A 25,587-nucleotide genomic window follows, 5' to 3' on the forward strand; every position below is an offset into this window, starting at 1 on the left:
TGGTGATGGCGATCGTTGCTGAGTTGACCGCTGCGGTGTCGATCGGTCACTGGACGCTGGTGTCCAGCGAGTAGCAGCGCACGGCGTTGTCGCAGAACAGCGCGAGTCGCTGCTCGGGACTGAGCGAACGACTGAGTGTCTTGAAGCCCTGAAACAGCGTATCGAGTGAGGTCACCAGCCCATCGACCGGGAAGTTGCTGGCGAACATCACGCGGTGGACCCCGAAATGGCGCAGCACGATGGCAAAGACCTCACGGTTGTCTTCCTGTCGCCAGGGCTGGCCCGCAATGCCGAGACCGGAGAACTTGATCATCACCTGCGGCCAGGCAGCGACCCTGGCGAGGGCACGCGACCATTCGCGCAGAGTGTCGGGATCACGATCTCCGGGCACGCCGGCGTGATTGATGACCACCGGCATCTCAGGATGGCGTTGCAGCAAGGGCAGCAGTTCCTCGAGGTGCCACCAAGGCACCTGCAGCTCGAAGATCAGGCCACGGCGCGCGACTTCACTGACGCCGTACTGATAACGCGGGCAGCGCAGCGAGCCGGGCAAGGCGTGGGTGGCAAGCCTCGGATCGTGACGCTCCAGTGCGGCCGGCTTGTGACGGACACCCTTGACCATCCCTGACATGCAAAGCCTCTCGAGCTGCTCGCCGATGTCATCCTGATCCAGCCAGGCCTGGGCGATCATGGCATCGGGCCAGCCGCTCTCGCGGGCAGTCTCCTCGATCCAGCGCACTTCCTTGAGCGCATCGCCCCGCGCCCATTCCGCCTCCATGTAGACACACCCCAGCAGCCGGTGCGCCTCGCCCGCCGCCTGGAGATGCTCGGCGGGGAGGTAGGGGCGACGGATCGCGGAGTAGTCGCCGTAGCGGAAGGGGATCATCGGCTCATCACACAGCCAGGGGTGGTAGTTCTGCGTCGGATCCCAGACATGCATGTGGGCATCGATGATCGGCAGATCTTCCTCCTCGCGAGTGGCCAGATAACGTGCGCGCTGCTCGCCGAGTTCCGCCAGAGGCACAGGCTTTACCGGGGATTGGAGTGAGTCAGAGAGCATGGCGTGCCTCCTTGCATGGGCGAGTCAGGCGAGCGTGATCAGCGCGCGAGGGCGGTGTCGATGCGATCCAGCAGCTCACTGCCGTGCTTCTCGGTGAACTCGGCGCGCACCGGCTCGGCGACCTTGGCACGCATGCTGGCGGTATCGGGCTCACGTACGACCTGCATGCCTTGCTCTTCGAGGAAGGCCAGATCGCCCTGCTCATTGTCATGATTGAGCTGACGCTGATAGCGGGCCGCTTCCTGAGCTTCTTCCTTGATCAGCGTCTGTAGTTCGGGCGCGAGGCTGTCGAACGTCTGCTTGTTCATGATCAAGGGGGCGGCGGTGTAGGCGTGTGCGGTGAGCGACAGGTGCTCCTGCACGGAGTACAGGTTGGCGGAGCGGATCAGGCTGACCGGATTCTCCTGGCCATCCACGGTGCGGGTTTCCAGCGCGGTATAGAGCTCCGCGAAGGGCATCGGGGTCGGATTGGCGCCCAGTGCCTGAAAGGCGGCGATATGCGCCGGATTCGGGGTGGTGCGCAGGGTCAGACCGCTGACGTCATCGGCGTTCTCGACCGCACGTCGCGAGTTGGTCAGGTTGCGAAAGCCGATTTCCCAGAAGGCCAGGCCTTCGATCTGTTGCGGCTGCATGGCGGTCAGCAGCTCCTGGCCGATATCGCCATCCAGCACCTGATAGGCCTGCTCACGGGTGTCGAACAGGAAGGGCAGGTCGAGCACGTTCAGCTCGCCGACCAGCCCGCTGAAGTAGGGGTTGCCTGAGAGCTCGATATCGATGGTGCCGCTGCGCACGCCCGAGATCATGGCCTGGTCATTGCCCAACTGGCCGTTGGGGAAGATCTTGACGGTCAGTTCACCGTCACTGCGTTCTGCCAGACGTTCAGCGAAGCGTTCGGCGGCCAGGTGTTGTGAGTCGGTGACCGGATGCGCATGGGCGAAGGTCAGTGAGGTTGCCGCACTGGCCGTACCTGACAGCGCAAGGCTTGCCAGTGCAGCGGTGATGAGTGAGGCGGTGGCGTGGCGGGTCGAGAGTGTCATGGCGAAGCCCTTTTCTCGTTATTGTCGTGATGCTTCTTGTGCGTACAGACGTTATTGACGCAGTGGTTGCTGCTGCTACTGGTGATGCTGGTGCTGCCGGGATCAGGGCCGTGTGATGGCGGAAATCTCAGGACCCTGATCCTTGCTCTACTTCTTGTGCTGATCGGCAGTGTTCATAGCACTGCCATGGCGGATGGCTGCTCAGCGTCGTTGGCGTGGGACTCGAACGCGACCGGGTTGCGTAGCGCGCGACCGAAGGCGGGTAGTTCGATCTCGAAGCGATCGCCTTCCTGCACCTTGATCTGATCGGCGAAGCTCAGGGTGGCGGTGCCGAAGAAGTGCACGTGCAGATCTCCCGGCGCGCGGAACTGGGCGTACTTGAAGTGGTGGTGTTCCAGATTGGCCAGGCTATGGGCCATGTTGGCCTCACCGGTCAGGAAGGGCTTCTCCCACAGGGTCTGGCCGTCGCGGGTGATGCGGCTGGTGCCTTCCAGGTGCTGGGGCAGCTCGCCGATCAGCAGTTCAGGGCCGTAGCTGCAGGCGCGCAGCTTGGAGTGGGCCAGCCACAGGTAGTTGGCGCGCTCGGTGATGTGGTCGGAGAACTCGTTGCCCACCGCGTAGCCGATGCGATGCGGCTGACCGTTGGCATCGTTCAAGTACAGGCCGACCAGCTCGGGCTCTTCGCCGGCGTCTTCGGCGAAGGCCGGCACGCTGATCGCGGTTTCCGGTGCCACCACGATGCTGCCGTCACCCTTGTAGAACCATTCCGGCTGCGCGCCGACCTGCCCCTCGGCGGGCTTGCCGCCCTCGAGCCCCAGGCGGAACATGCGCATCGAGTCGGTGAGGCTTGCGTCATCCTGCGCCTGTGCGGCGGCATGCATGGCGTCGCGGGTATCGGCGCTGCCCAGGTGAGTCAGGCCGGTACCGGTGACGGTGCAGCGCGCGCGATCCGGGTGGGTGACCGGCGGCAGCAGTTCGCGGAGATCGATCGCCTGCTTGTAGTCGACCAGCGTGTGGGAGTAGTGCTGCTCGATCAGTGCGCTGAGCCCGATGCCCAGCTCGATGGCGCGAGAGGCCAGCTCATAGGTGCCGCCCGGGAAGTCGAGCAGGCGCAGCTGGTCGCGGCTTTCGACCACGGCGACCCGCGGGCCGTTGGCGGTGCGAAGTTGGACGAGTCTCATGATGGCTTCCTCACTCGATGATGTTGAACTGATCGAAGTAGTCGCTGTTCAGCTCAAGGCCCAGCCCCGGGGTCTCTTCGTCGAGGTCGATGAAGCCGTTCACCGGCTCCGGGTCGCCCTTGAAGATGTAGTAGAAGAGCTCGTTGCCGATCTCGACGTCATGCACCGGGAAGTATTCGCTCATCGGGGAGGCCAGTGAGGCCATGGTCAGGTGGTAGTTGTGCATCTGGCCGGCATGCGGGATGACCGGCACGCTGAAGGATTCGGCCAGGGCGTTGATCTTGCGCGCCGCGGTGATGCCACCGACCCGGTTGGTGTCGTACTGGATGACGGAGACGGCACGCTTTTCCAGCAGCTGGCGGAAGCCGTAGTGGGTGAATTCGTGCTCGCCACCGGAGATGGGAATGCTGGTCAGCTGATTGAGTTCGGCGTAACCATCGATGTCATCGGCGATCACCGGCTCTTCCAGCCAGCGCGGCTGGAAGCGCTCGAGCTTCGGCAACATGCGCTTGGCGTAGTCCAGGTTCCAGCCCATGTAGCACTCGAGCATCAGGTCGACATCCTCGCCGATGACTTCGCGCACGGCGGCGACGCTATCCAGGTTGGCACGCACGCCCTCGACGCCGTCACGCGGGCCGTAGCCGAAGCGCATCTTCATGGCGGTGAAGCCTTGATCCAGATAGGACTGGGCCTCTTCCTGCATGCCCTTGAGGTCGGTGCGATAGAGCTTGGAGGCGTAGCAGGGGATCTTGTCCTTGGTGCGTCCACCCAGCAGCTTGAAGACCGGCTTGCCGACCGCCTTGCCCATGATGTCCCAGATGGCGATATCCACGCCGGAAATGGCGGCCATGCCGATGCCCTTGCGACCCCAGGCGTGGGTGGAGCGATACATGCGCTGCCACAGGTATTCGTAGTCGAAGGGGTCCTGGCCGATGATCAGCGGCGCGAGGTACTGATCGATGATCGCCTTGGCGATGCGCGGGGCGAGTGCCACGTTGCCAAGCCCCACCAGCCCGTTGTCGGTCTCGATTTCCACCACCGTCCAGCCGTGGAAGCGGAAGGTGCCCATCGAGTCTCCCTTGTCCCACAGTTCATCCATGGCGTTGGAGCAGAAGTGGGCCGTGGGGGGGACGGTGTGGCCTTTCCATTCGAAGACGCGAGTTCTGACCTTGGTGATTTTCATCGGATTATCCTTGTTGTGGATGACGTTGGCGCAGATAGGTGAGCAAGAGTGGCAAGGCGTCAGGCCGAGGCGGTCTCGAGGCGCAGCGCGCGCAGGTTGGTGCCCATGCGCTTGGCGATCGCGAAGGCATTGCGGGTCGGGTTCACGTCTGCCTTGCCCTGGCCTGCGATATCGAAGGCGGTGCCGTGGGCCGGCGTGGTGATGGGGATCGGCAGGCCGCCCTGGACGGTGACGCCGGACTTGAAGCCCAGCAGCTTGATCGCGATCTGCCCCTGGTCGTGGTACATGGTCACGATGGCGTCGTACTCGCCGTCGCGTGCCTTGAGGAAGATGGTGTCAGCCGGGAAGGGGCCTTCCACGGGATAGCCCTGGGCGCGGCACTCGGCCACGGCCGGCGCGATGACATCGATCTCCTCACGCCCGCAGGTGCCGCCCTCGCCACCATGGGGGTTGAAGGCGGCCACGGCGATGCGCGGGCGCTCGACACCGGCCAGTGTCAGCGAGTCATGAATCAGCTGGCTGGCGGCGATGATGCGCTCCTGAGTGACGTACTCGGCGGCATCCTTGAGCGGGATATGCGAGGAGATGCGCGAGGTCCACAGCGTCCCCAGGGTGTTGAACTCGCAGAAGTAGCCCTTGACGCCCAGTGTCTCGGCGAAGAAGTGCAGCTCGTCCTCATGACCCAGGCCGCCTTTCTTCATCGACAGCTTGTTGAGGGGCGCGAAGCAGATGGCGTCGACTTCCTCGTTCTGGGCCGCTTCCAGGCAACGAGATAGCACCGCGAGGGTCGAGGCGCCACAGGCGGCGCTTTCCTCGGCCAGCGTCACTTCCTGCTGTGCCACGCTCTCCACCAGCATCAATGACAGGCCTTCATGTTCACGGGCTTCCGCGAAGCTTGTGACGCGTGGCAGCTCGGTGAAGAGCCCGGCCTGGCGTTGGCCCTGCTCCCAAAGCCACTGATCCCCGACCAGCACGCTGTGGGTCTCGGCGAACTGCTCGGGTTCCGCGATCAGGCGAGCGATCAGCTCCGGGCCGATACCGGCGGGATCACCGAGGGTCAGGGCAATGACAGGGCGTGTTGCGGACATGGGGTCAGCCTCTTGGTGGTGTCGTCGTTGTTGTCGTTGTCGATCGATGTGGTAGATCGTTGTCGTCGACCGTTGTCGATCATATCGATGTCGGGCGTGCTCAGCAGTCCGGCCTCTGGCGTGAGGGCCTTCTCAAGACAGTTCAGGACGGTTCAGGACTGTGAAATATCACGACTTTATTGGACTGCTGGTTGGTTTACCGGACCAGTTGAGATGAAAACTAGCCGAGCGCACGATGATTGGTCAAGGATTTCTCGAAAATTGCGACTATGGTCGGTTTTCTGGTGCGTCTGATTCGGTTGTCAGTTATTCTGGTATGAAATCTATACCAGTGGGGGCCGCATGAACCAGACGCCTTTCGCCTTCGAGAAAGCGCTGAAGAATCAGACCAAGAAGGAAATTCTCGCCGACAAGCTCATCGAGATGATCCTGACCGGCCTGTTGCGCGATGGAGATGAACTGCCCAGCGAGCGTGAGCTGGCGCAGTTGTTTGAAGTGAGTCGTGAGACCGTGCGCGGGGGGCTGGCGCTGTTGACGGGCTATGGCCTGCTCAATGTCTCGCATGGCAGCAAGTCACGGGTGTGTGCCAGTGAGGCGGTGATCGACAGCTTCCGCAATCATCCTGCACGTCAGCAGGGCGACGAGCTCAACAATCTGGACATCGAGAGCGTCTTCGAGAGCCGTATCGTGGTGGAGTCGGCCATCGCCCGCCGCGCAGCACGGCACATCGATGCCGCGGGCCTCAAGAAGCTGGATGCCTTGCTGGACGCCCAGTCCCAGCACTTCGACTCGCCGGTGAACTTCCAGCTCTCGGATCAGAATTTCCATCAGGTGATCGCGGAGTATTCGCGCAACGAGATCCTGATCCGCTACGCCCACGAGCTCTATACCTATGCGCTCAACATTCGTCGCCAGGTCATGGCCGAGCATGGCTCGATCAAGCGCAGCTATGAAGAGCACGTACGTATCGTCGAAGCGCTGCGCGCCGGTGACCCTGACGCCGCCGAACGTGCCATGCTCTCGCATATCGACAGCGTCTATTACACGACGCGGGACAAGATGCCTCGTTGAAGGTACCTCATGGAAATGAGGGGCTCAGTACTCCACGCCCGTCATCACCCAGACGATGCGGGTCTCGGTCTCGCCGGGGTTGCGAATCCAGTGAGGTTCCTCCCCGGTCAGCGAGAAGCTGTCGCCCGGGTTGAGCAGGAATACCTGCTCGCCGATGGTCAGCTCCAATTGGCCACTTTCCACATAGCCCGCTTCCTCACCGCGCCGCTCACGAGGCGTCTCACCGCCGCTGCCGCCGGGCTGCAGGCGTGTCATGATCAGGATGAGCTGACCGCTCAGGCGGGGAGAGAGCAGTTCTTCCCGTGCACCGATGGCGCTGAGATTCATGGCACGGCGTTGATCCGCGCGCACGATAGTTTCCTGTTCGGCCGCCGAGTCACTCCCGCCCGGCTGGAAGAACCAGCTGACGCGCACACCGAGGGCATCACTCAGGGCCTGTAGTACCCCGATGGGGAGGGAGGAGACGCCGCGCTCCACCTGGCTCAGATAGCCGACGGATTTTCCGACGCGCTTCGCCAGTTGGCTGAGTGTCATCTGACGGGACTTGCGCAGGTCGCGCAGCTGTCTGCCGATACGACGGTCTTCCTGTTCTGCATTGCTGAGTGCGGTGCTGCCGGCTGATGCCTGTGAGGAGTCTGTCTCCGTGATCATCCGGTTTCCTCTTGGCAATGGGGGCTGTCAGGCAATGAGGGCCATTTCATGTAGATGAAATGCGTGAAGTGGTTTTCATCAGCAAGATTATCAGCATGCGGCGTGGAGAGATAAGTCAGTGCCGTTATCAAATCGTCGTGTCGGGACTGGTGTTGGTTCAGGGCTTGAGATAGCGGTTTATGAGATAACGGCTTCTGAGATAGCGGCTTTAGAGATAACGCTTGAGACGCAAAAGGCCAGTCATGATGACTGGCCTTTTACGTGTGCGCTGGGCGTGAAAATCACCCGGCTGGGGTAAAGGCCGGTCGCTGCTTGCGGAAGGCCTGCTTGCGGGTGATCTTGCCCTTCTCGATGGTGAAGAGATCCACGCTATCGGCCTCGACACGCAGGCCATCGGGCTGGGTCGCCATGAAGGTGCATTCGGAGACGACGCGCTGATCGGCGAAGAAGAACTCGCCCTTGGCCCACTGCACATCGGGCATGGTCGCCCAGGTGTTCACGAAGGCATCGCGCACGGCGGCCTTGCCGACGATACGCGTGCCGTGCGCCTCATCGCCGGACACGGTGTCGAAGACCACATCATCGGCGAAGTACTCCATGACGTCATCGATGGCGTGGCGATTGAAGGCATCGAACATGGCGGTCATCTGTTCACGGTTCATGGTACGGGTCTCTGGTGCATGCATGCCGCGAGTGGCATGCCAGTGGGAGGTGCCGCGACGTCATTCGGGAGCGCCGCGGCGTGTTGAGCAACATGAAAGACGGTGGTCGGTGAGCGTAGAGAGCGAGTCGTGGCTCAACTCACCTTGTCCAGCACCTGGAAATACTTGTAGAGCAGATGCTGCCCCATGCGCCGGATCGGCCTGAGCGGATGGGCGGGCAGCGGGGAGTTGAAGATCGGCAGGTGGCGCTCGGGCAGTGACTGACCGGCGATCAGCGCGGCGAGTTGTCTGGAGGCATAGGCCGAGAACGACACGCCGTTGCCGCTGTAACCCTGGGAGTAGAAGATCTGCTGCTTGGGGTCCGGCTGCACGATGCGCGGCATCATGTCGTGGGAGATATCCATCCAGCCATGCGAGAACCACGGTGTCTCGATGCCGGCCAGCGCCGGGAACTTGCGTGCAATGGCGGCATGCACCACATCCAGATGACGAGCATTCTGCGCATCCGCACCACTGATGGCGCTGCGCGTGCCGATCTGCAGGCGTTTCTCGGGCAGCAGCCGATAGTAATGGCGCAGCTTGCGGGTATCCGTGGTCAGGACGGTCGAACGCAGGCCGCAAGCCTCGATCTCATCGTCGGTCAGCGTGCGCGTCCACACCGAATTGGCCATGATCGGCATGTTGCGATAGGCGGTCAGTGAGTGGAGGTTGGGGCTGGTATAGCCCGCCGTGGCGATGCCTGCCGCGCGTGCCTTTACCGTGCCTCCCGGTGTCTGCAGATAGTGGATGCCGTTCTCTGTCGTCCAGTGTTGCACCGGGCTGCTGGTGTGGATTCTGGCGCCATGGCGGCGCGCGATACGCGCATAGCTGTAGGCCAGCTTGAGCGGCTGCACGGCGATGCCCTCGGGCTCCAGCATCGCGCCGTGACTTTCCTGATCGCCCATGAAGTCCCGATGGACCGTCGCACGGTCCAGTGTCCGGGTCCGGTAACCGAGGATGTTGTTGCACAGGCGTGATTCGGCCTCGAGATGCTGCATGGCCTGTGGACTGTGGGCGATCAGCAGATTGCCCAGCGGTTGAGGCTCGCAGTCCACTTCCGGGTCCTGGGTCAGGGACTTGAAGACCTCGAAACCCTCGAGACTGTTGGCGTGCAGCTGGCGCGCCATGTCGACCCCCCATTTCCTGACCCACTGGCTGCGACTCAGGCGTCCCCAGGCCAGATGGCCCTGGCCGCCATTGCGGCTGGTGCAGCCCCAGCCGATCTGATTGGCCTCCAGCACCACCGCCTTGATGCCGTGCTCGCGCGCCAGGAACATCGCCGTGGCAAGGCCGGTAAAGCCGGCGCCGATCAGCACCACGTCTGCCTCCATGTCGTCAGTGACCGGGCCATCATCCTCGGGAGGCGGGCCGGCGTGGTAGCGCCAGTAGCTCGGCGCATAATCCACTCCTTCACCCGGTGATGTGTCCTTGAGAGGGTCGTAGTGAGGGTTGTAAGGCTGCTTGACAGTCATCGTGGGTCACCATCCGTGTTGTTGTTGGCGATCGTTGTCATTGGTGATCGTTGTTGTCGGTGATCAATGGCGGTACTTGTCCAGGCGCGCTGCGCTCTGGGGACTCTGCCTGCCCGAGTCGACGTGAGGCGCATCATGCCGCTCAGGTCGCGCCTGGAATGGGTTGGCTTCTCGATCCCGGGAGGGCGTGCGGGGTTGGCGTGGCAGTGGTGCCTGGCGTGGTAATTGGCGAGGTACTGGACGTGGTAGCTGGCGTGGCGGGTGTGGCAGCGCTCGGGGCTTCAGGCTCAGAGGCTTCGGCAGGTATCGATCTGGCCTGAGGGGCCGGCTGCATGGCCGTGGCAGGCTGCTCGTGGGTCGCCTTGAGCATGCGATAGACCGAGAACATGTAGGCGATGCTGACGAGGAAGAAGGGCGCACCGACCACGATCGCCAGGCTCTTGATGGCGTTGAAGCCTCCGGCGAGCTGGAAGACGATGCCGGTGACACCGATGATCACGCCCCACAGCAGACGCATCAGGATCTTCGGATTCTCGTTGCCATTGGAAACCTGCATGGCCGAGAAGAACGAGGCCGAATCCGAGGTGGTGACGGCGAAGACGATGATGTTGAACAGCACCGCGAGGCACAGCCACCAGCCGCCGGGCATGCTCTGCAGCAACAGGTAGATGCCGGATTCCGGATTGCCCTGTACGCTCTCCCATAGCGGCACGATCTGATTGACCTCGGCATAGCCGGCCGAGCCACCCCAGATGCTGAACCATACGATCGACAGCAGCATCGGCACCACCACCACGCCGAACACGAATTCGCGCAGGGTGCGGCCGCGGGAGATGCGCGCGATGAAACCGCCGCAGAAGGGGATGTAGGAGATGTACCAGAGCCAGTAGAAGATCATCCACCAGCCCACCCATTCGCGCTGTTCGAAGCTGCCCGCGTCGGTCCAGAACTGAGTGACGAACACCGAGCCGAAGTAGTCACCGAACTGCTGGGTGATCATGTTCAGCAGGTATTGCGCCGGGGCATGACCGAAGGCCAGCAGCGCCAGCAATATGGCACCGGCCATGACCATGTTGAGCAGGCTGAGGTACTTGATGCCGCGCTCGATGCCGGTCGCTGCCGATGCCACGTAGGCGATGATGATCACCAGCATCACCATGGCCTGACCGAAGGCACCGAACTCGAGCCCGAACAGCACCTTCAAGGCATAGCTGATGGAGGTGACGCCCAGGCCGATCATGGTGGCATTGCCGCCGATGGTGCCGATCACCCCCAGCCCGTTGGCAAGCTTGCCCCACAGGCTGCTGTTGCAACGCTCTCCCAGAAGATCGTAGAGGCCGGTGGCGACTGTCAGCGGCTGTCCCAGGCGATAGGCCGGAAAGGCGATGGCCCAGGCGGCCACGGCAAACAGTGCCCAGCCATTCATGCCCCAGTCCATCAAGGTGTCGAGAATCGCGGTCGATACCCCGGCCTGCTGGCCGACTTGATTGAGGTCCTGCACATGCGAGGAGGTGTAGAGATGCGTCAATGGCTCGGCGACGCTGAAGAATACGAAGCCGATGCCCAGTCCGCAGCTGAAGATCATCGAGATCCACGCCACATAGCTGAATTCAGGGCGTGAGTCGTCCGGCCCCAGCCGGATGCCGCCAAAGGGGCTGAGCAACAGATAGAAGCTGAAGATCAGTGTCGCGGCGACACCAAGCACGAAGCTCCAGCCGAAGTTGAAGATCAGGAAGTCGCGTATGCCGGACAGCGCCGCGCCGGTCTGCTCCGGTGCCGCCAGGGCGTAGATCATGATCAGGGTGTAGATGCTGAGAACGGGCCAGAACAGCCCCTTGTCGTAGTCGCCAAGCAGACCGGACGAGCGCGGAACGCCGTTGCTGCCAGCGCGCTCAGCCGCTGCGGGATTGCGTGTTGCTGTCACTGGGATGCCTCCAGGAAGGGGCCCTGATGCTCCAGCCAGATCTCGTCAGACACCTGACAAGCCGACAGGAATATCGAGAGCAGATTTTATTGTTGTCATGGGAGCGGGGGCTGGGACTTCGCCATTCATCGAAGCGGCAAGGTCCCCATCCATCGTCAGTGAATGCGCTGCAGCTGATGCAGCACTCGATGAATCTTCTCGCGTCAAAATGAAAATAGACGGCGGTATAAATCACGCAAGTGAAATTTTTAAGTATTTTTTCATTTATATGTGAATTGGTAGGCTTCTAGCGCTAACGTCTTGAAATAAAGAATCAATTGGGTGCACTGCGCAGGTTGGTTCGAGGGTCGAAGGCGGGCAAACAGAGGTAGGGGGAGGAACGGGATAGGAAAGAGGAGGTGAGGGGGAGTGAAGAGTGAAGAGTGAAGAGTGAGGCAGCCTGTCAGGAGTGGCACTGCACGGAAGGTGCAGCGCCTTGCTCTGCCCCGTTATCTCCGCAACGACATTGCCCTACATGCCATTCGATATTCCTTTCCCAATATTGCCATCAGCTCTCCCGCTGGCATCGCTCTGGCCAGCGGGGCGCCCTGGCCCGCCCACTGTGCCCCGAAACCGGTGTCGCCCTGCGATCTGGCGGCGGCGTTGAGCGCCTTGCCGGCGTCGTAGGTGAGGGGGTAGTCCGGTGGTGTGGGGCATGATGGGTCTTCCATCAGGCTGACGAATCGATTGGCGAGAATGCGTGCGGGGCGGCCCGAGACGATCGAGGTCATGCGGGTGTCATGCGCTGCCGGTCCTGCGAGTGCGTCTCGATAGGCGGCATCGGCGCTGGATTCCGGGCAGGCGATGAAGGCGGTTCCGAGTTGGGCTGCCACGGCGCCATTCGCGAGAGCGGCGGCAATGGCCTCACCATTCATGATGCCTCCTGCGGCAATGATCGGCAGGTGCGTGGCGTCTACCAGCTGCCTGGTCAGGGCGGCAGTGCTCAGCTGGGTATCCGCGGCTTTTGGATCAAACATTCCGCGATGGCCTCCCGCTTCGAATCCCTGCGCCACGATGGCGTCCGGGCCGGCCCGCTCGATGGCGCGGGCTTCCCCCTGGTGGGTCGCTGTCGCCATGAGCCAGATGCCTGCCTCCTTCAAGGCGCGGATGAAATCGCGTGAGGGCAGGCCGAAGTGAAAGCTGACGACGGGTGGGCGAGTCTCCAGCAACATCGCCTGCATGTCGGGGTCATCGGCGACGCTGGTATAGAGCGTGTCGAGTCTGGCGGGGGGCGTTGCCTCGAAGGCCTGGAAGTGCGGCGTCAGCCACTCCCGCCAGGCGCTCTCGCGAGCAGCGTCATGTGTCGGGGCCGGGTGCACGAAGACATTGACGTTGAAGGGCCTGTCGGTCATCGCTTGCAGTTCTGTGATCATCCTGCGGGCGCCGTCGGCATCCGTGGCACCGACGCCGATCGAGCCCAGCCCGCCTGCCTTCGAGACCTCGGCTGCCAGACGAGGCGTAGAGACGCCTGCCATCGGGGCCTGAATGATCGGCCATTGCATCCCCATCCTCTTCAGCATTTTCGTTCTCCCCAGCATTGCGCGCTCTCCAGTATTGCCCCATCCAGTATTGCGCTCTTTCCAGCATTGCTCTCTCTGGCATTGCTCTCTTCAGTATCGCTCTCTCCAGCACTGCGCTCTGCTCTGCATGGACAACTCTGCCTGTTCACTCCGCCTGTGCACGCCGCGCGGCGTGATCAGGCGGAGTGGCTCGGGTGCCACAGGGTCATGCTACGCCGCACGCAACGCCGTGTGCCACTTGTGCCTTGCGCCCTCACCATTGCATTTCCTCGGGTCATCCCAACGTCTTGTTTACTGTTTATTCGAATGAGTGAATGCATCGCTCATCCTTCACCGCAACTCAACGGAAAAGGAAAGCGCCCCCATGTCCAAGTCCCATTCTTCGGCCCATAGCGTCTCCGAGATCATCACCGAATCCCTGCTCGAGGCAGGTGCCAAGCGCTGTTACGGCATCGTCGGCGATACCATCAACCATTTCACCGACGCCATCCGGCGCTCCGAGATGGAGTGGGTGCATGTGCGGCATGAGGAGGTGGCCGGCTTCGCGGCAGGGGGCGAGTCCTTCATCAGCGGGGAGTTGACCTGCTGTGCCGGCACCTGTGGCCCGGGGAGCACCCATTTTCTCAATGGTCTGATCGAGTCGCATCGCAATGGCGCACCGGTGGTGTTCATCGCCTCGCAGATCGATACCGCCGAGATGGGCGTGGGCTTCCCGCAGGATGTGGACCAGAAGGCGCTTTACTCCCAGTACAGCGTGTTCTGTGAATACCTGACCAATCCCGAGAATGCTCGCCGCATGGTGGCCATCGCGGCGCAGAAGGCGCTGGCGGAAGGTGGGGTCGCGGTGCTGATCGTCCCGGGGGACCTTTTCCCGCAGAAGCCGAAAGCTTCGCTGCCCTGGCGTGCCCACCGCTTCTCGCCGGTGATCCGTCCGAGTGAGCAGGAGCTGGCCGCCGTGGCCGAGGCGCTCAATAAGCCGGGCAAGGTGTCGATCTACGCCGGGGTCGGCTGTCAGGATGCGCAGGAAGAAGTGCTGGCATTGGCACGTCGCCTCAAGGCGCCGGTGGCTTGGACGTCGCGTGCCAAGGACTTCATCGAGCCCAATAACGAGCAGGAAGTCGGCATGACCGGCGTGTTCGGCCTGCAGGGCGGCTACGAGGCCGTCGCGGAATGTGACACCTTGCTACTGCTGGGCTGCAGCTTTGCCTGGTCCCAGTTCTATCCGGACAAGGCCACCGTGATCCAGGTGGATCTCGACCCCGGCAAGATCGGTATCCGTCATCCGGTGGATCTCGGTGTCGTCGGTAGCGTCAAGGACACCTGTGACGCGCTGCTGACCCGCGTGGACCCGCGTGATGACAGTGGCTGGCTGGACAGCTGCCGCAAGAAATATCTCGAGGCACGCGACGAGGCCGCCGTCACCTCCGACGATGAGCATCTGATTCACCCGCAGGAGCTGACCCTGGCGCTGGACCGCCATGCCAGTGAGGACGCCGTCTTCACCGCCGATGGCGGCAGCCCCATGGTGTGGTGTCTGCGTCATATCCGCGCCAACGGCAAGCGCCGCACGCTGCCAAGTCTGATGCATGGCACCATGGCCAATGCCTACCCTCAGGGCATCGGCATCCAGAAGGCCTACCCTGAGCGTCAGGTGATCGCCATGTGCGGTGATGGCGGTCTATCGATGCTGATGGGGGACCTGCTGACCCTCAAGCAGGAGAAGATCCCGCTCAAGATCGTCATCTTCAACAACAGCACGCTGGGCTTCGTGGAGCTGGAGCAGAAGGTCGAGGGCATCCTGGATACCTACACCGAACTCGAGAACCCCGACTTCTCGCTGGTCGCCCAGTCCATGGGGCTGTGGGGACGGCGTGTCGAGGAGAAGCACGAGCTGGATGAGGCAGTGCAGAGTCTGCTGGCCCAGGACGGCCCCGGGGTGCTGGAGGTCAAGGTCAATCGCATGGAGCTGGTGATGCCGCCGCACATCGAAGCCGGGCAGGTCGCCTCCACCGCGCTCTACTCCGCCAAGGCGGTGCTCAATGGGCGCATGGATGATGTGGTCGATCTGGTACGCAACAACTTCACCGGGCGGTGAGTACGGCGTGAGAGATTGTGGCCCACTCATGCCTTCACTCAAGAAGGCATGAGTGAAGGCGCAGACCAGAAGGCGTAGACGACAAGGCCCCGATCCAGAGGATCGGGGCCTTGTCGTTGGCACGGCAGGTGACTGAGGAGAACTTCAGCACGATCGGCCTTGTCTGCGGGAGCAGAGGTCAGCTCGCGGTCAGGATCACTTCCATACCTGTGAGGCGAAACCGCGCCAGTAGTCGTCCATGTCGCGATAGCTGGTCATGTCATACAGGCTGAACTTGCGATTGAGGCGGGCGCCACCATCACGCGTCAGCGGATTCCAGGCCAGGCCGACATTGTCGCGGGTGGAGTGCATGAAGAAGGCATCCAGCGGCAGCACGATGTAGAGGCCCTTGTCAAAGCTACCCTCACCGAAGTCGTCACCGGCATCGGTGAAGGTGGCCCAGGCACCCATGCGTGCGCCATTGGCGAAGCCGCGCGAGACATCCAGCGTCACGCCGACATCTTCTGCCAGATAGCGGCCGATACTGGCCTTGGCCAGCACATCCTCGTAGCCGGTATCCCAGTAGACGCTGGCATGGCCGGTGGTGGTGGAGTAGTCGCGCAGCCCGAACTGCTGGTCGAATTCACGCTGCTTGACCCAGTTCACATCGACCCCGTAGGCCAGTGGAGAGCCCAGCGGACGATAGAGCACCTCGGCGCCGACACCGGCATACATCATCTCCAGGATGCCGCCATAGGCCATCCCGTACCAGTCGCGTCCGAACTGGTGAGTACGGGTGTACTGCAGGTTGTCGATACCGACGTCGGTCTCTTCGATATAGCGCCCGATATAGGAGCGAACCCTCGGCAGCTTGGAGTCCGAGATGTAATCGAACTTGTCGAAGTTGTCGAACAGGGTCAGCTGCGCCGAGCCGGAGAGCCAGCCGTGGCGATCGGTACGCCAGGCGGCTGAGCCGCGCAGATAGGCTTGATAGAGATAGCCATCCGGGCCGCCGATGTTCTGGTTGAGGCCGGGGGAGAAGCCGGCGCTCCAGCGATCATCGGGATTCTCGAGCAGTACCTTCTCACCCGGGTAGCGTGCAGCACCTTGTGCCTCGTCACTGTCGGGTTCGGTGGCGGCCAGCGCATAGACGCCATGGGTATAGCGCAGCTGCTGGCGGGCGTCGTGACCGGCGTTGACGATATCGGCACGCTGGTGGACATCTTCGCGGGTATCCAGGCCGCCGGAGCGCAGGCGGTAATGGAAGCTCTCGAAATAGTCATCCAGGCGGTTGTGCAGTACGCGGTTGGCACGGCCTTCGGCCTGTGCGGTCGAGCGGAAACGCGTACTCTCGCCGCTGACGATCAGCGCCGTACCTTCGCGGGACAGGCTATCGACACGAATGCCGGATTGCGTCTGGATCTCGCGGGACAGCTCAGGCCAGCTGACCTGGTTGCGTGAGGGGGCTTCTGCCTGCAAGGCCTCCGGCGGGCGATCCAGCTTGGCCTGGGAGAGCCCGGCGAGATCTACCCCGAAGTTGACGCCCAGCATCGCGGTATTGCCACGCTCCCAACCGGCCTTGAGGGTCAGGTTGTCCGTCACGCTCAGACGAGCGCCCAGATTGATCGGGCTGTCCTGCGCTTGATCGTTGTCCTGTGGCTCGCTCTGATAGTCGTTGCCATCCAGCTCCACCATCATCACCAGCGGGTTCCACGGGGTCTGCCATTCCACGCCGCCGAACACGCCCATGTCGCCCTTGAACAGGCTGTTGAGGGAGAACTCGCCACCCTGGTCACCGCCGGTCTCGCCGCGACCGGGACGGTCGTTGTAGCTGTCGCGTATCCAGCCGATGGGGTTGGAGAGATCCCCACGGGAGCCCAGATACCCCCAGCCTAGTCCCAGCGTGAAGTCCAGGTCATACCAGCGCTTGCTGGCGACCAGATATTCACTGCCGAACAGGCTGGTACCGCCCATGTCGCGCAGGCCGACCGCGAGCTGCGGCAGATAGCGGCTCTCTTCCCACAGGCGGATCTTGGCATCGACCCCCTTGTCCAGATAATCGCGGTCACCGGCGATGGATTCGCCATACAGACGGTTGGTGACCTCGGTATAGCGGAAGCCCACTTCCAGCCAGTCAAGCGGCTGCAGGCTGACATTATAGCGCTGATACGGCTCGACCTGGCTGTAGGAGAAGTGGATGCTGCCCGGCTTCTGCATGCGCGCGGTCGGTGTCTGCATCAGCCCGACGCCGCCGAAATCCGATTGGCCATGCCCCAGGCCGCTCAGGCGGCTCTCGACGGGCTGCGGGCCATCCAGCACGCCGGCGTGGCTCACGGGGGTCAGCATCACGCTCGCGCTGAGCAGCGCCAGCCTGCGGATGATGCGTGGCAGCGGAGCCAGACGCGGCCGGGCCTGCATGGCGGGAGAAGAGGGGAAATGATGCATGCTGTCTGCTGCCATCCTTTGCTTGCCTGAGCGCGAAGCGTGCGGCGGGTTCATGGACGCCTCGCTCATGGGGTCTCACTCTCGTCGGATGCGGGCGCCGACGCGTCGGCGGGGGCGTTGTCGGCCGCCACCTTCGCCTCAGCCGTGCCTTCTGGGGCTTTCGCTTCTGCTGCCTCAGGAGAGGCGTCCAGCTCACGCAGCGACAGCAGGTACTCCGGCGCCTGGGGTTGGCCAGTGATGGCATCCAGGCTGCGGCACGCCTTGCCCGGCCATTGCAGGCTCAACCATTCGGGAAGACTGCGATTGACCCAGGCCGCCGAGGGCGAGAGGCGCGGCAGATGGATCACGACACGATCCCCCGGTGCCAGCGTATAGGGCTGCTCGTTCCAGGCGCTGATACCGCGCTCGATCACTCGGCCGCTGAGCGTGATGACACTGGCGCTCTCGGCGCTGGTCCGTGCGCCCGGCAGGCCGGCGATGGCCTCGCGCAGGGTCAGCTCTGGCCGCCAGTCAAGCTGACGAACGCCCACGGCGCTCCACAGCTGCAGGCGTGTCTCGGGCTGGCATTGCCCGATCCAGTCATGCGTGCTGAGCGGGATATCCAGGCGCGGGAAACGCCACAGCGCGATGGGATCGATACGCCCCACCTGACGGCCGCCGATCGGCGTGCGCTTGACGATCTGCATCCAATGCTTGAGCCCGGCGGCGGGCAACCGCTCATCGAACACCGCCTGTGAACTCAGTTGACGCAATTCGAAGAACAGCCGACGCCCCAGCTGGCGAGAGTGCTCACGTGCCTGCCGGGTCGCCACGAAGGTGTGCGGCCATTCAATGCCGTGCTCACCCTTCAATCCGGCGAGGTGACGTGACAGTGCCTCGCTGATGGTCAGCGTGGTGGGTGGCTGAGCGCGGTCAGTCGCGGCTTCAGCGGCAAACGCTGGCGCAGGCGTCAGGAAGGCGCCTGACGCGGCCATCAGAGAGCCGAGCAGTGCGGCGGACAGGACGGCCTTCAGACGTGTTGGCAGATAAGGTTTCACGACACCTCGACGAACAGGAGAATGGCCGTCGGCACCCCCGCGAGGGGCGACGTGATCAAGGCGCTGACGCCGGTGGCTGTCATGCCATGTACCGTCTTGCCAGGCACTTTCATACCGGGTACCACGCTTACCACCAGGCACGTGCCACCTCCCAATGCCAATGGGGTGAGTCAGGCCAGGCCTGAACCTCTGCAGCCCAGATTCTGGGAGAGGCATCCGGTGCCATGGCGGGGGCCACCGCGTAGTGATTGATGCTCAACGAGCCGTCGCTCCAGTGAATGCTCTCCTCACAGCGGGCGACGCGTTGCTCGCCAAGCGGGAAGGGCTGCACGCTCGGCGCGGCACACGACCAGTCGGCACGGCCCTGGGCATAGCCCTCGGTGCCATCGGCGCGTTGCCAGCGCGTGCGTACGTGGTAGCCGGGAGCAGGCTCGCCAGCGGCCAACGCGGACATCAGCGTGGTCAGGCGAGTCTCGCGATGCATGTCCAGGAGGTCGTTGTCGAAGCCGGCAGTGCCGGTCAGCCAGCCGTTCTCCAGGCGAACGAAGGCGTGGTCCGCGGTTTCAAAACGGGCCAGTTCTGTCGAAGGCGACGAGGGAGTCGTCACTGTCCCGGCAGAAGTGGCGGAAGATGACGAGGCTGCCGGTGAAGACAGCTCGTGGTCTGCTTGTGTCGGACTCGCGTCCGTGGCGCTGGGCGTGCGGGAACTGACGGTCTCAAGTGACGCCAGTACCACCATGCCGGTGTTGCCGTCGTAGCGTAGACGCAGCGACGCGTAGGGCAGGGCGCGCGCGCGCTCGGCATCGAATTGATCGCTGCCGAACACGGCGCTCGCCGTCTGCCCCAGCTGCCCCTGCTCAAGCGCGGAACAGCCGCCAAGCAGCAGTGCGCCGGACACGAGCAAAGGGGCCGCCAGGCGACCCCCCATGCTGATGGATGTCGAGATCATGATGATCAGAAAGTACCTGTCGTGCCGGTGGTGCCTGTCGTCCCGGTAGAACCGGTGGTGCCGGTCGTGCCCGTGGTACCTGTCGTGCCAGTGGTACCGGTGGTACCTGTCGTGCCGTCACCATCGCCCGGCTCGCCGCCTTCATCCGGGTTACTGCCATCGTCGGGATCGGTCGTGCCGGTAGAGCCGTCGCCGTCACCCGGATCGGTAGTGCCAGTCGAGCCGTCGCCATCGCCCGGATCGGTGGTGCCAGTCGAGCCGTCGCCGTCACCCGGATCGGTGGTGCCAGTGGAGCCGTCGCCATCACCTGGGTCGGTCGTGCCAGTGGAGCCGTCGCCATCACCTGGGTCGGTGGTGCCAGTGGAGCCGTCACCGTCACCCGGATCGGTGGTGCCAGTGGAGCCGTCGCCATCACCTGGATCGGTGCCGCCGTCGCCCGGATCAGTACCGCCGTCGCCACCATCACCCGGATCAGTGCCGCCATCGCCGCCATCACCCGGATCAGTGCCGCCATCGCCACCATCACCCGGATCAGTGCCGCCGTCGCCACCATCACCCGGATCAGTGCCGCCGTCGCCACCATCACCCGGATCAGTGCCGCCATCGCCACCATCACCTGGATCGGTGCCGCCATCACCCGGACCAGTGCCGTCGCCGCCGCCGTCACCAGGATCGGTGCCACCATCACCTGGATCAGTGCCGCCGTCGCCGCCGTCACCCGGGTCAGTACCGCCGTCACCAGGATCGGTGCCACCATCACCTGGATCAGTGCCGCCGTCGCCGCCGTCACCCGGGTCAGTACCGCCGTCACCCGGATCAGTGCCGATATCGCCGCCAGTGCTACCACCACTACTGCCATCGCCACCAGATGCGACAGTCGCCGCGACGCCCACTGCCGCTGCGAGGCCAGCGGCAACGGCGGCGATGCTGCCGGCTGCCATGCCACCGGCTGCGCCGGCACCTGCGGCAGTGCCACCACCGCTGCTACTGCCCGTACTTGTGGAAGAGCCGGTGGATGTCGTGCCCGTCTGCGCTGGCGCTTCACTTTCCGCGCGCGCGATCCCGGCAACGAGAGGGGATAGCGCCAATCCCGCGATGACCAATGTTGTAGCAGTACGTTTCATGAGAGGGCCTTATCTCCTGCAGAGTACATCTGCACATCTGGTTGTGATCGTGATGTCCTGTCGATGGGTTCCCTATTGGCACCAATCGGCAGGTCATGCACATTTTTATGACAAGACTTGAACAGAGTTGGAACAATGCGCCCAGCATGCGAGTGAAAGAAGCAAGCGTACACTCAAGCCATGACATTCTCATCAATGACAGGTGAAATCAGTTGAAGCATGGCGCATCTAGTGATAATGCGAGCCATCTTAGCGTATTCCCATTCTTTAGAGAATCTCATTTCACCCGCTGGCAGAGATATGGGAGCCAATGTGACGTCTTCACCTACCGAAATCATATCGGGCCTTATATCTGTCAGGGGGCTGAGCTTACTAAATCCGACGAGTGAAAGTCATTATAAGAAGGTGCTTAATTAATCTCTTGGGGATGGCTTGTCTAATGCTTGTCGGGGCTTGTTGTGGTTCTGAATGTATATTTGCGTATCGTTGTGTAACGGTTTGGAGGCGTGTGAGTACTGCTGCGTCGCACATAGCAGACGCATGGTGGGTCTTGTCAACTGTGATCAGTACAGTGAAAAGTGGATCAAATGACAGGAAATTGTGTTTATATCAGTAGCTTATAAGATATTTTGTGCCAGAATCTCACGCCTGGACCTGAATGAAATGTGAAAAACTGGTGGATGAATTGCGTGATTTTACAGTATGATGCTCACCTTATTTGTCACCACCGTGTTGCGAAAAGGCGACAGGGTTGGCAAGGATGCGAACCAGATTGATAGGAAATCAAGCACCACAGAGGTTGTCGTGTGCTCCTCTGGCAAGTGACACATTCTCCTACCGCTACTGCTGGCAATCTTCTTTCTTGTCAATCACGCCTGCATCTGACTCGCTGGTGACGTGCTTTTTTGCGTAAAAAAGTTCTTGTACTGCCAATGTCATGGTTGAGTCACTCAAACGCTATAGCGTCAAGACACAAAGCAACTTCATGAGCTCGACATGCCTGCGTGTGATGGATGAATCCTCACGCCTCAAGGCGATGCTCACTATGTGCTTTCTGTCTTGAGGTGATGCTTTATGTCTCGCCTAATGAAATCAAGAGAAGGAGTCAAGGCCATCCGGCATTGAACTCGAGAACTTCGTTTCAAGGCGCCACATTGCATTGCCGCTTTCCCTATGACTTCTCGTAACGCCCTTTCCAGGGTGGGGAAACGTTCGTCTTAAAATTCTTGAATTGTTTCCATCGTGGAAGCAATTCTGTCGCGTCACCAGCAGTCTCTGCTGGTGGGCGTGTCCGGGCCTTGGGGTAAGCGCCGTCACATACCTCAGGGCGGTAGCGTGCCTGAACGCTGAATGGCTCAGAGGTGCTCCACCTCGGTTCATGGGCACCGAACCAGCGTCTCTTCCTGACGATCCATCGTCTTTCATCGCTTCAGCACTCATGGCGGATGTGCCTTGCCAAGGCGCGCCGGATGAGCTGCTTACTTCATCTTGCAGGTTTCGGGGGTTTTACATGATCAAGGTCACCATGTTTGGCAAGGGCTGTGCGCTGAAGCCGCGCCCCCGCCTGGCAATGACCACCGCGCTGTTGATTGCCATGTTGTCTACCACCGGCTGTGCCTTTGCCCCCGGTGGCAACATGGATTATCAAGCGGAAACGGCTCCCCTGGATGACGCGCTCGAGGTCCGGCCCATCACCTTTGGCATGGTAGATGCCCTGAAGGACAGTCACGGGAAGGCCCAGCGTGACAACGAGACGCTGGAACAGCAGCTGGCCGATTACGATTACCGTATCGGCCGAGGGGATGTGCTCAACATCATCGTCTATGACCACCCCGAACTGACCATCCCGGCCGGCTCCGAGCGCAGCGCCATCGAATCCGGCAACAGCGTTCACAGTGACGGCACCATCTTTTATCCCTATATCGGGCGCGTGAAAGCGGCGGGGCTCACCGTCAAGGAATTGCGGGCGGTCATCGAGCGTCGTCTGTCCGGCTATATCGCCTCCCCGCAGATCGATGTGCAGGTGGCGGCATTCAAGTCCCAGAAGGTCTATGTCACCGGGCAGGTGGAAACCCCGGGAATCCTGCCGATCACCAATGTGCCGCTGACCATCCTCGACGCCGTCAATCAGGCAGGCGGCCTGTCGCCGCTGGCCAACTGGCACGATGTGGTACTGACACGTGATGACAGTGATGAGCACTTCTCGCTGTATGACCTGCTACAAAACGGCGCGCTGAGCAACAACCGTCTGCTGCGCGACGGCGATGTGCTGCACATCCCGGATGTGGGCAATCAGAAGGTCTACGTGATGGGCGAGGTGCAATTGCCGGGCAGTCTGGCGATGGGCAATTCGCGTATCTCGCTGACGGATGCCATCGCACAGTCTGGCGGTATCGATGAAGGCCAGGCAGATGCCAAGGGCATCTTCGTCGTGCGGCGTGCGGACACCAGCACTGGCAAGCTGGCGACGGTCTACCAGCTGGATGCGCGTGATTCGGCGGCCTTCGTGATCGGTGCGGAATTCATGCTTCAGCCCTCGGATGTGGTCTACGTCACGGCCGCGCCGCTCAGTCGCTGGAACCGTGTCGTCAACCAGCTGATGCCGACACTGACCGCCGTCTATCAGGTGACGCGTTCCGCCAGTGATTTCGATGACCTGCGCAGTGATGATTGATCCGCGTCATCCTCCCGTCTCCCTCTTCATTACCCACTACCACTGGTTCTCACGAGAGCCGCAGCACTCGAAGGGTGTTTCATGAATCAGACCCCGCAACATACGGCCACTGGGGCGATGCCAGCGCCTGCCACTCGCGACAACGATGACGATGCGATTGATCTGGGGCGCCTGTTCGGCATCCTGCTCGATCACAAGCAATGGATCATCGCGATCACTGGCCTGTTTGCCGTCATCGGGGTGGTCTACGCGCTGTTGGCGACGCCCATCTACAAGGTGGATGCCCTGATCCAGATCGATGATGCCCCTTCGACCAATCCATTGGCTGACGTCAATTCGATTCTGGGCAAGGAGCCGCCGTCCCAGTCCGAGATCGAGATCATCCGCTCGCGGATGGTACTCGGCCGCGCGGTGGACCTGCTCAACCTGGATGTCACCGTCACGCCGAAGCGACTGCCGCTGCTGGGAGATTTCCTTGTGCGCCGCGGGATGGAGCGCCCGGATTTCGCCCAGGGTTGGGCAAGTACCTGGGCAGGGGAGAGCATCAGTGTCAGTGAGATGCCTGTCGATGAGGCCATGCTGGGTGACACCATTACCCTACGTGTCGTTGATGATGCGCATTACGAGCTGATCCAGGACGGTGAGTTGCTGGGCAAGGGGCGCATCAATCAGCTGGACAGCTTTGCCGATGGTCAGCTGAATCTGCGTGTCACTGCCTTGAATGCCGCCACAGGCGCGGAATTTGAGCTGACCCACATCAGCCGCATGCAGGCGATCGAAGATCTACGTAAATCATTCTCCGTCTCGGAGCAGGGCAAGGAAACCGGCATTCTCTCCTGGTCGATGACGGGGGAGCAGCCGCGTGAGCTACAGCGCACGCTGAATACCATCGCGGATATCTATTATTCACAGAATGTTCAGCGTCAGAGTGAAGAGGCGCGCAACAGTCTCGAGTTTCTTGCTAATCAGGTACCCAAGGTGCGTGCCCAGCTCGATGAGGCGGAATCGCGCCTGAATGCGTTCAGGACGTCACGTGACAGTGTGGATCTCTCACTGGAGACCCAGTCAGTGCTGGAGCGCATCGTGAATCTGGAGGCCCAGGTCAATCAGCTGGAACTGACCGAAGCCGAGATCGCCAAGCGTTATACGCCTAGCCACCCCACCTACGCGGCACTGCTCGAGAAGAAGTCTCAGCTCAAGCGCGAGATGGACAAGCTGAATGCTCAGGTGAAGGACCTCCCGGAAACCCAGCAGGAAGTGTTGCGCCTGACACGTAGTGTGGAAGTGACTCAGGCCATCTATGTGCAGCTGCTGAATAAAGTGCAGGAAATGGAGATCGCCAAGGCCAGTACGGTGGGCAATGTGCGCATCCTGGATGATGCCGGTATCTTGCCGCAGCCCGTCAAGCCGAAGAAGGCCATGATCGTGGTCATCTTGACACTGCTGGGTGGCATGCTGTCCGTCGGTGTCATTCTGCTGCGTGCGGCATTCCGGCGTGGGGTGGAATCGCCGGACCAGCTGGAAGCGCTGGGCCTGCCGATGTATGCCACCATCCCGCTCTCGGATGAGCAGGGCAAGCTGAGCCGCAAGGTGAAGCGCGCGACAGACAAGCACTCACGCAAGATTCCCAACGGCCTGCTGGCCGAACGCAATCCTGCGGATCTCGCGATCGAGGCCTTGCGTGGCCTGCGCACCAGCCTGCACTTCGCCATGCTGGAATCCTCATCCAACACCCTGATGATCACCGGCCCCAGCCCGGGGATAGGCAAGAGTTTCATCGCCGCCAACCTGGCGGCTGTCTGTGCCCAGGCCGGGCAACGCGTGCTGGTGGTGGATGCCGACATGCGCAAGGGCCACATGCACTCCATCTTCGATGAGCGCTCCGAGTGTGGCTTGAGTGACTACCTGGCAGGCAAGAAGTCGCTGGAAGAGGTCATTCGCCCCGTTTCCGCACTCGAAACACTTTCCTACGTCGCGCGCGGCATTGCGCCGCCCAATCCCTCGGAACTGCTGATGAGTGCGCGCTTCCAGGACTTCCTGACTGCGGTCAGCGGGCGTTATGACCTGGTCATCATTGACTCCCCGCCCATCCTTGCCGTCACCGATGCCGCCGTCATCGGCAAGCATATGGGCACGACACTGCTGGTCACGCGCTTCGAGGTGAACGCGCCCAAGGAAGTGGAAGTCTCTCTCAAGCGCCTGGCAGCTTCTGGCATTGCCGTGAAAGGCGGAATCCTCAACGCCATGGAGCGCAAGGCCGCCGGCGCCTATGGCGAGAATTATGGCTATTACAACTACAGCTATAAATGATCCCGCTGTATTCCGTCATCAGTCATATTGAATTCGAAGGGAACCAG

18 protein-coding genes are annotated in these 25,587 nt (G+C 62.0%); 4 read left to right on the forward strand and 14 right to left on the reverse strand.

Annotated elements, in window-relative coordinates:
- Positions 1-46 precede the first annotated feature (46 nt).
- From HXS65_RS16815 to HXS65_RS16835, 5 genes are all read right to left on the reverse strand, one after another.
- Positions 47-1,060, reverse strand: a complete 1,014-nt coding sequence (locus tag HXS65_RS16815; protein WP_176494453.1) for an amidohydrolase — start codon at positions 1,058-1,060, stop codon at positions 47-49.
- Positions 1,061-1,098: 38 nt separating this feature from the next.
- A complete protein-coding gene (locus tag HXS65_RS16820) occupies positions 1,099-2,097 on the reverse strand; it encodes a TRAP transporter substrate-binding protein (RefSeq protein ID WP_176494454.1) in 999 nt (332 codons plus the stop codon).
- A 173-nt stretch (positions 2,098-2,270) separates the two neighbouring features.
- Complete coding sequence (gene araD1, locus HXS65_RS16825) at positions 2,271-3,278, reverse strand: AraD1 family protein (protein WP_176494455.1); 1,008 nt, start codon at positions 3,276-3,278, stop codon at positions 2,271-2,273.
- A gap of 10 nt (positions 3,279-3,288) precedes the next feature.
- Positions 3,289-4,461: an L-rhamnonate dehydratase gene (locus HXS65_RS16830; RefSeq protein ID WP_077373800.1), complete on the reverse strand. Its 1,173-nt coding sequence runs from the start codon at positions 4,459-4,461 to the stop codon at positions 3,289-3,291.
- A 59-nt stretch (positions 4,462-4,520) separates the two neighbouring features.
- Positions 4,521-5,549 carry a 4-hydroxythreonine-4-phosphate dehydrogenase PdxA gene (locus HXS65_RS16835; protein WP_176494456.1) on the reverse strand — a complete coding sequence of 343 codons (1,029 nt, stop codon included), beginning with the start codon at positions 5,547-5,549 and terminating at the stop codon, positions 4,521-4,523.
- A gap of 342 nt (positions 5,550-5,891) precedes the next feature.
- Here HXS65_RS16835 and HXS65_RS16840 point away from each other — a divergent pair, with 342 nt between their 5' ends.
- The gene (locus HXS65_RS16840) at positions 5,892-6,620 is read left to right on the forward strand and encodes a FadR/GntR family transcriptional regulator (RefSeq protein WP_084208310.1); all 729 of its coding nucleotides are present in this window, start codon (positions 5,892-5,894) and stop codon (positions 6,618-6,620) included.
- A gap of 24 nt (positions 6,621-6,644) precedes the next feature.
- Here the strand turns inward: HXS65_RS16840 and HXS65_RS16845 are convergent, their stop codons facing one another.
- The 5 genes from HXS65_RS16845 to HXS65_RS16865 all read right to left on the reverse strand — a co-directional run bounded on the left by HXS65_RS16845 (position 6,645) and on the right by HXS65_RS16865 (position 12,945).
- Positions 6,645-7,271 carry a helix-turn-helix domain-containing protein gene (locus HXS65_RS16845; protein ID WP_136938521.1) on the reverse strand — a complete coding sequence of 209 codons (627 nt, stop codon included), beginning with the start codon at positions 7,269-7,271 and terminating at the stop codon, positions 6,645-6,647.
- A gap of 281 nt (positions 7,272-7,552) precedes the next feature.
- A complete protein-coding gene (locus HXS65_RS16850; RefSeq protein ID WP_218015106.1) occupies positions 7,553-7,933 on the reverse strand; it encodes a nuclear transport factor 2 family protein in 381 nt (126 codons plus the stop codon).
- A gap of 134 nt (positions 7,934-8,067) precedes the next feature.
- Positions 8,068-9,444, reverse strand: coding sequence for an FAD-binding oxidoreductase (locus tag HXS65_RS16855; RefSeq protein ID WP_176494458.1), 1,377 nt, complete (start codon positions 9,442-9,444; stop codon positions 8,068-8,070).
- A 142-nt stretch (positions 9,445-9,586) separates the two neighbouring features.
- Complete coding sequence (locus tag HXS65_RS16860) at positions 9,587-11,368, reverse strand: BCCT family transporter (RefSeq protein WP_176494459.1); 1,782 nt, start codon at positions 11,366-11,368, stop codon at positions 9,587-9,589.
- Between the two features lie 488 nt (positions 11,369-11,856).
- Positions 11,857-12,945, reverse strand: a complete 1,089-nt coding sequence (locus tag HXS65_RS16865; protein ID WP_218015107.1) for a nitronate monooxygenase family protein — start codon at positions 12,943-12,945, stop codon at positions 11,857-11,859.
- Positions 12,946-13,291: 346 nt separating this feature from the next.
- Between HXS65_RS16865 and HXS65_RS16870 the strand changes: the two genes are divergently transcribed.
- Positions 13,292-15,022 carry a thiamine pyrophosphate-dependent enzyme gene (locus tag HXS65_RS16870; RefSeq protein ID WP_176494461.1) on the forward strand — a complete coding sequence of 577 codons (1,731 nt, stop codon included), beginning with the start codon at positions 13,292-13,294 and terminating at the stop codon, positions 15,020-15,022.
- Positions 15,023-15,217: 195 nt separating this feature from the next.
- On the opposite strand, the gene HXS65_RS16875 is transcribed toward HXS65_RS16870, so the two are convergent.
- The 4 genes from HXS65_RS16875 to HXS65_RS16890 all read right to left on the reverse strand — a co-directional run bounded on the left by HXS65_RS16875 (position 15,218) and on the right by HXS65_RS16890 (position 20,408).
- Positions 15,218-17,446 carry a YjbH domain-containing protein gene (locus tag HXS65_RS16875; protein ID WP_255304542.1) on the reverse strand — a complete coding sequence of 743 codons (2,229 nt, stop codon included), beginning with the start codon at positions 17,444-17,446 and terminating at the stop codon, positions 15,218-15,220.
- A 65-nt stretch (positions 17,447-17,511) separates the two neighbouring features.
- Positions 17,512-18,483: a capsule biosynthesis GfcC family protein gene (locus tag HXS65_RS16880; RefSeq protein ID WP_176494462.1), complete on the reverse strand. Its 972-nt coding sequence runs from the start codon at positions 18,481-18,483 to the stop codon at positions 17,512-17,514.
- Positions 18,484-18,610: 127 nt separating this feature from the next.
- Positions 18,611-19,381, reverse strand: coding sequence for a hypothetical protein (locus HXS65_RS16885; RefSeq protein WP_176494463.1), 771 nt, complete (start codon positions 19,379-19,381; stop codon positions 18,611-18,613).
- Positions 19,341-20,408, reverse strand: coding sequence for a hypothetical protein (locus tag HXS65_RS16890; RefSeq protein ID WP_176494464.1), 1,068 nt, complete (start codon positions 20,406-20,408; stop codon positions 19,341-19,343). The genes HXS65_RS16885 and HXS65_RS16890 overlap by 41 nt, the downstream gene beginning before the upstream one ends.
- A 1,658-nt stretch (positions 20,409-22,066) precedes the next feature.
- Here HXS65_RS16890 and HXS65_RS16895 point away from each other — a divergent pair.
- Both HXS65_RS16895 and HXS65_RS16900 read left to right on the forward strand, forming a co-directional pair.
- Positions 22,067-23,230: a polysaccharide export protein gene (locus HXS65_RS16895; protein ID WP_304363416.1), complete on the forward strand. Its 1,164-nt coding sequence runs from the start codon at positions 22,067-22,069 to the stop codon at positions 23,228-23,230.
- Between the two features lie 81 nt (positions 23,231-23,311).
- Positions 23,312-25,540 (forward strand): polysaccharide biosynthesis tyrosine autokinase, encoded by a 2,229-nt coding sequence (locus HXS65_RS16900; RefSeq protein WP_255304543.1) that lies wholly within the window; start codon positions 23,312-23,314, stop codon positions 25,538-25,540.
- Positions 25,541-25,587: the final 47 nt, after the last annotated feature.

This window comes from Cobetia sp. 5-25-4-2, from assembly GCF_013374075.1.
GTDB lineage: Bacteria > Pseudomonadota > Gammaproteobacteria > Pseudomonadales > Halomonadaceae > Cobetia > Cobetia marina.

Excerpts from the sequence above, each read along its gene's own strand:
- HXS65_RS16820 (WP_176494454.1), bottom strand. The coding sequence starts at position 2,097 with ATGACACTCTCGACCCGCCACGCCACCGCCTCACTCATCACCGCTGCA.
- HXS65_RS16865 (WP_218015107.1), bottom strand. The coding sequence starts at position 12,945 with ATGCTGGGGAGAACGAAAATGCTGAAGAGGATGGGGATGCAATGGCCG.
- HXS65_RS16850 (WP_218015106.1), bottom strand. The coding sequence starts at position 7,933 with ATGAACCGTGAACAGATGACCGCCATGTTCGATGCCTTCAATCGCCAC.
- HXS65_RS16840 (WP_084208310.1), top strand. The coding sequence starts at position 5,892 with ATGAACCAGACGCCTTTCGCCTTCGAGAAAGCGCTGAAGAATCAGACC.
- araD1 (WP_176494455.1), bottom strand. The coding sequence starts at position 3,278 with ATGAGACTCGTCCAACTTCGCACCGCCAACGGCCCGCGGGTCGCCGTG.
- HXS65_RS16870 (WP_176494461.1), top strand. The coding sequence starts at position 13,292 with ATGTCCAAGTCCCATTCTTCGGCCCATAGCGTCTCCGAGATCATCACC.
- HXS65_RS16895 (WP_304363416.1), top strand. The coding sequence starts at position 22,067 with ATGATCAAGGTCACCATGTTTGGCAAGGGCTGTGCGCTGAAGCCGCGC.
- HXS65_RS16835 (WP_176494456.1), bottom strand. The coding sequence starts at position 5,549 with ATGTCCGCAACACGCCCTGTCATTGCCCTGACCCTCGGTGATCCCGCC.
- HXS65_RS16845 (WP_136938521.1), bottom strand. The coding sequence starts at position 7,271 with ATGATCACGGAGACAGACTCCTCACAGGCATCAGCCGGCAGCACCGCA.
- HXS65_RS16875 (WP_255304542.1), bottom strand. The coding sequence starts at position 17,446 with ATGCATCATTTCCCCTCTTCTCCCGCCATGCAGGCCCGGCCGCGTCTG.
- HXS65_RS16900 (WP_255304543.1), top strand. The coding sequence starts at position 23,312 with ATGAATCAGACCCCGCAACATACGGCCACTGGGGCGATGCCAGCGCCT.
- HXS65_RS16830 (WP_077373800.1), bottom strand. The coding sequence starts at position 4,461 with ATGAAAATCACCAAGGTCAGAACTCGCGTCTTCGAATGGAAAGGCCAC.
- HXS65_RS16855 (WP_176494458.1), bottom strand. The coding sequence starts at position 9,444 with ATGACTGTCAAGCAGCCTTACAACCCTCACTACGACCCTCTCAAGGAC.
- HXS65_RS16815 (WP_176494453.1), bottom strand. The coding sequence starts at position 1,060 with ATGCTCTCTGACTCACTCCAATCCCCGGTAAAGCCTGTGCCTCTGGCG.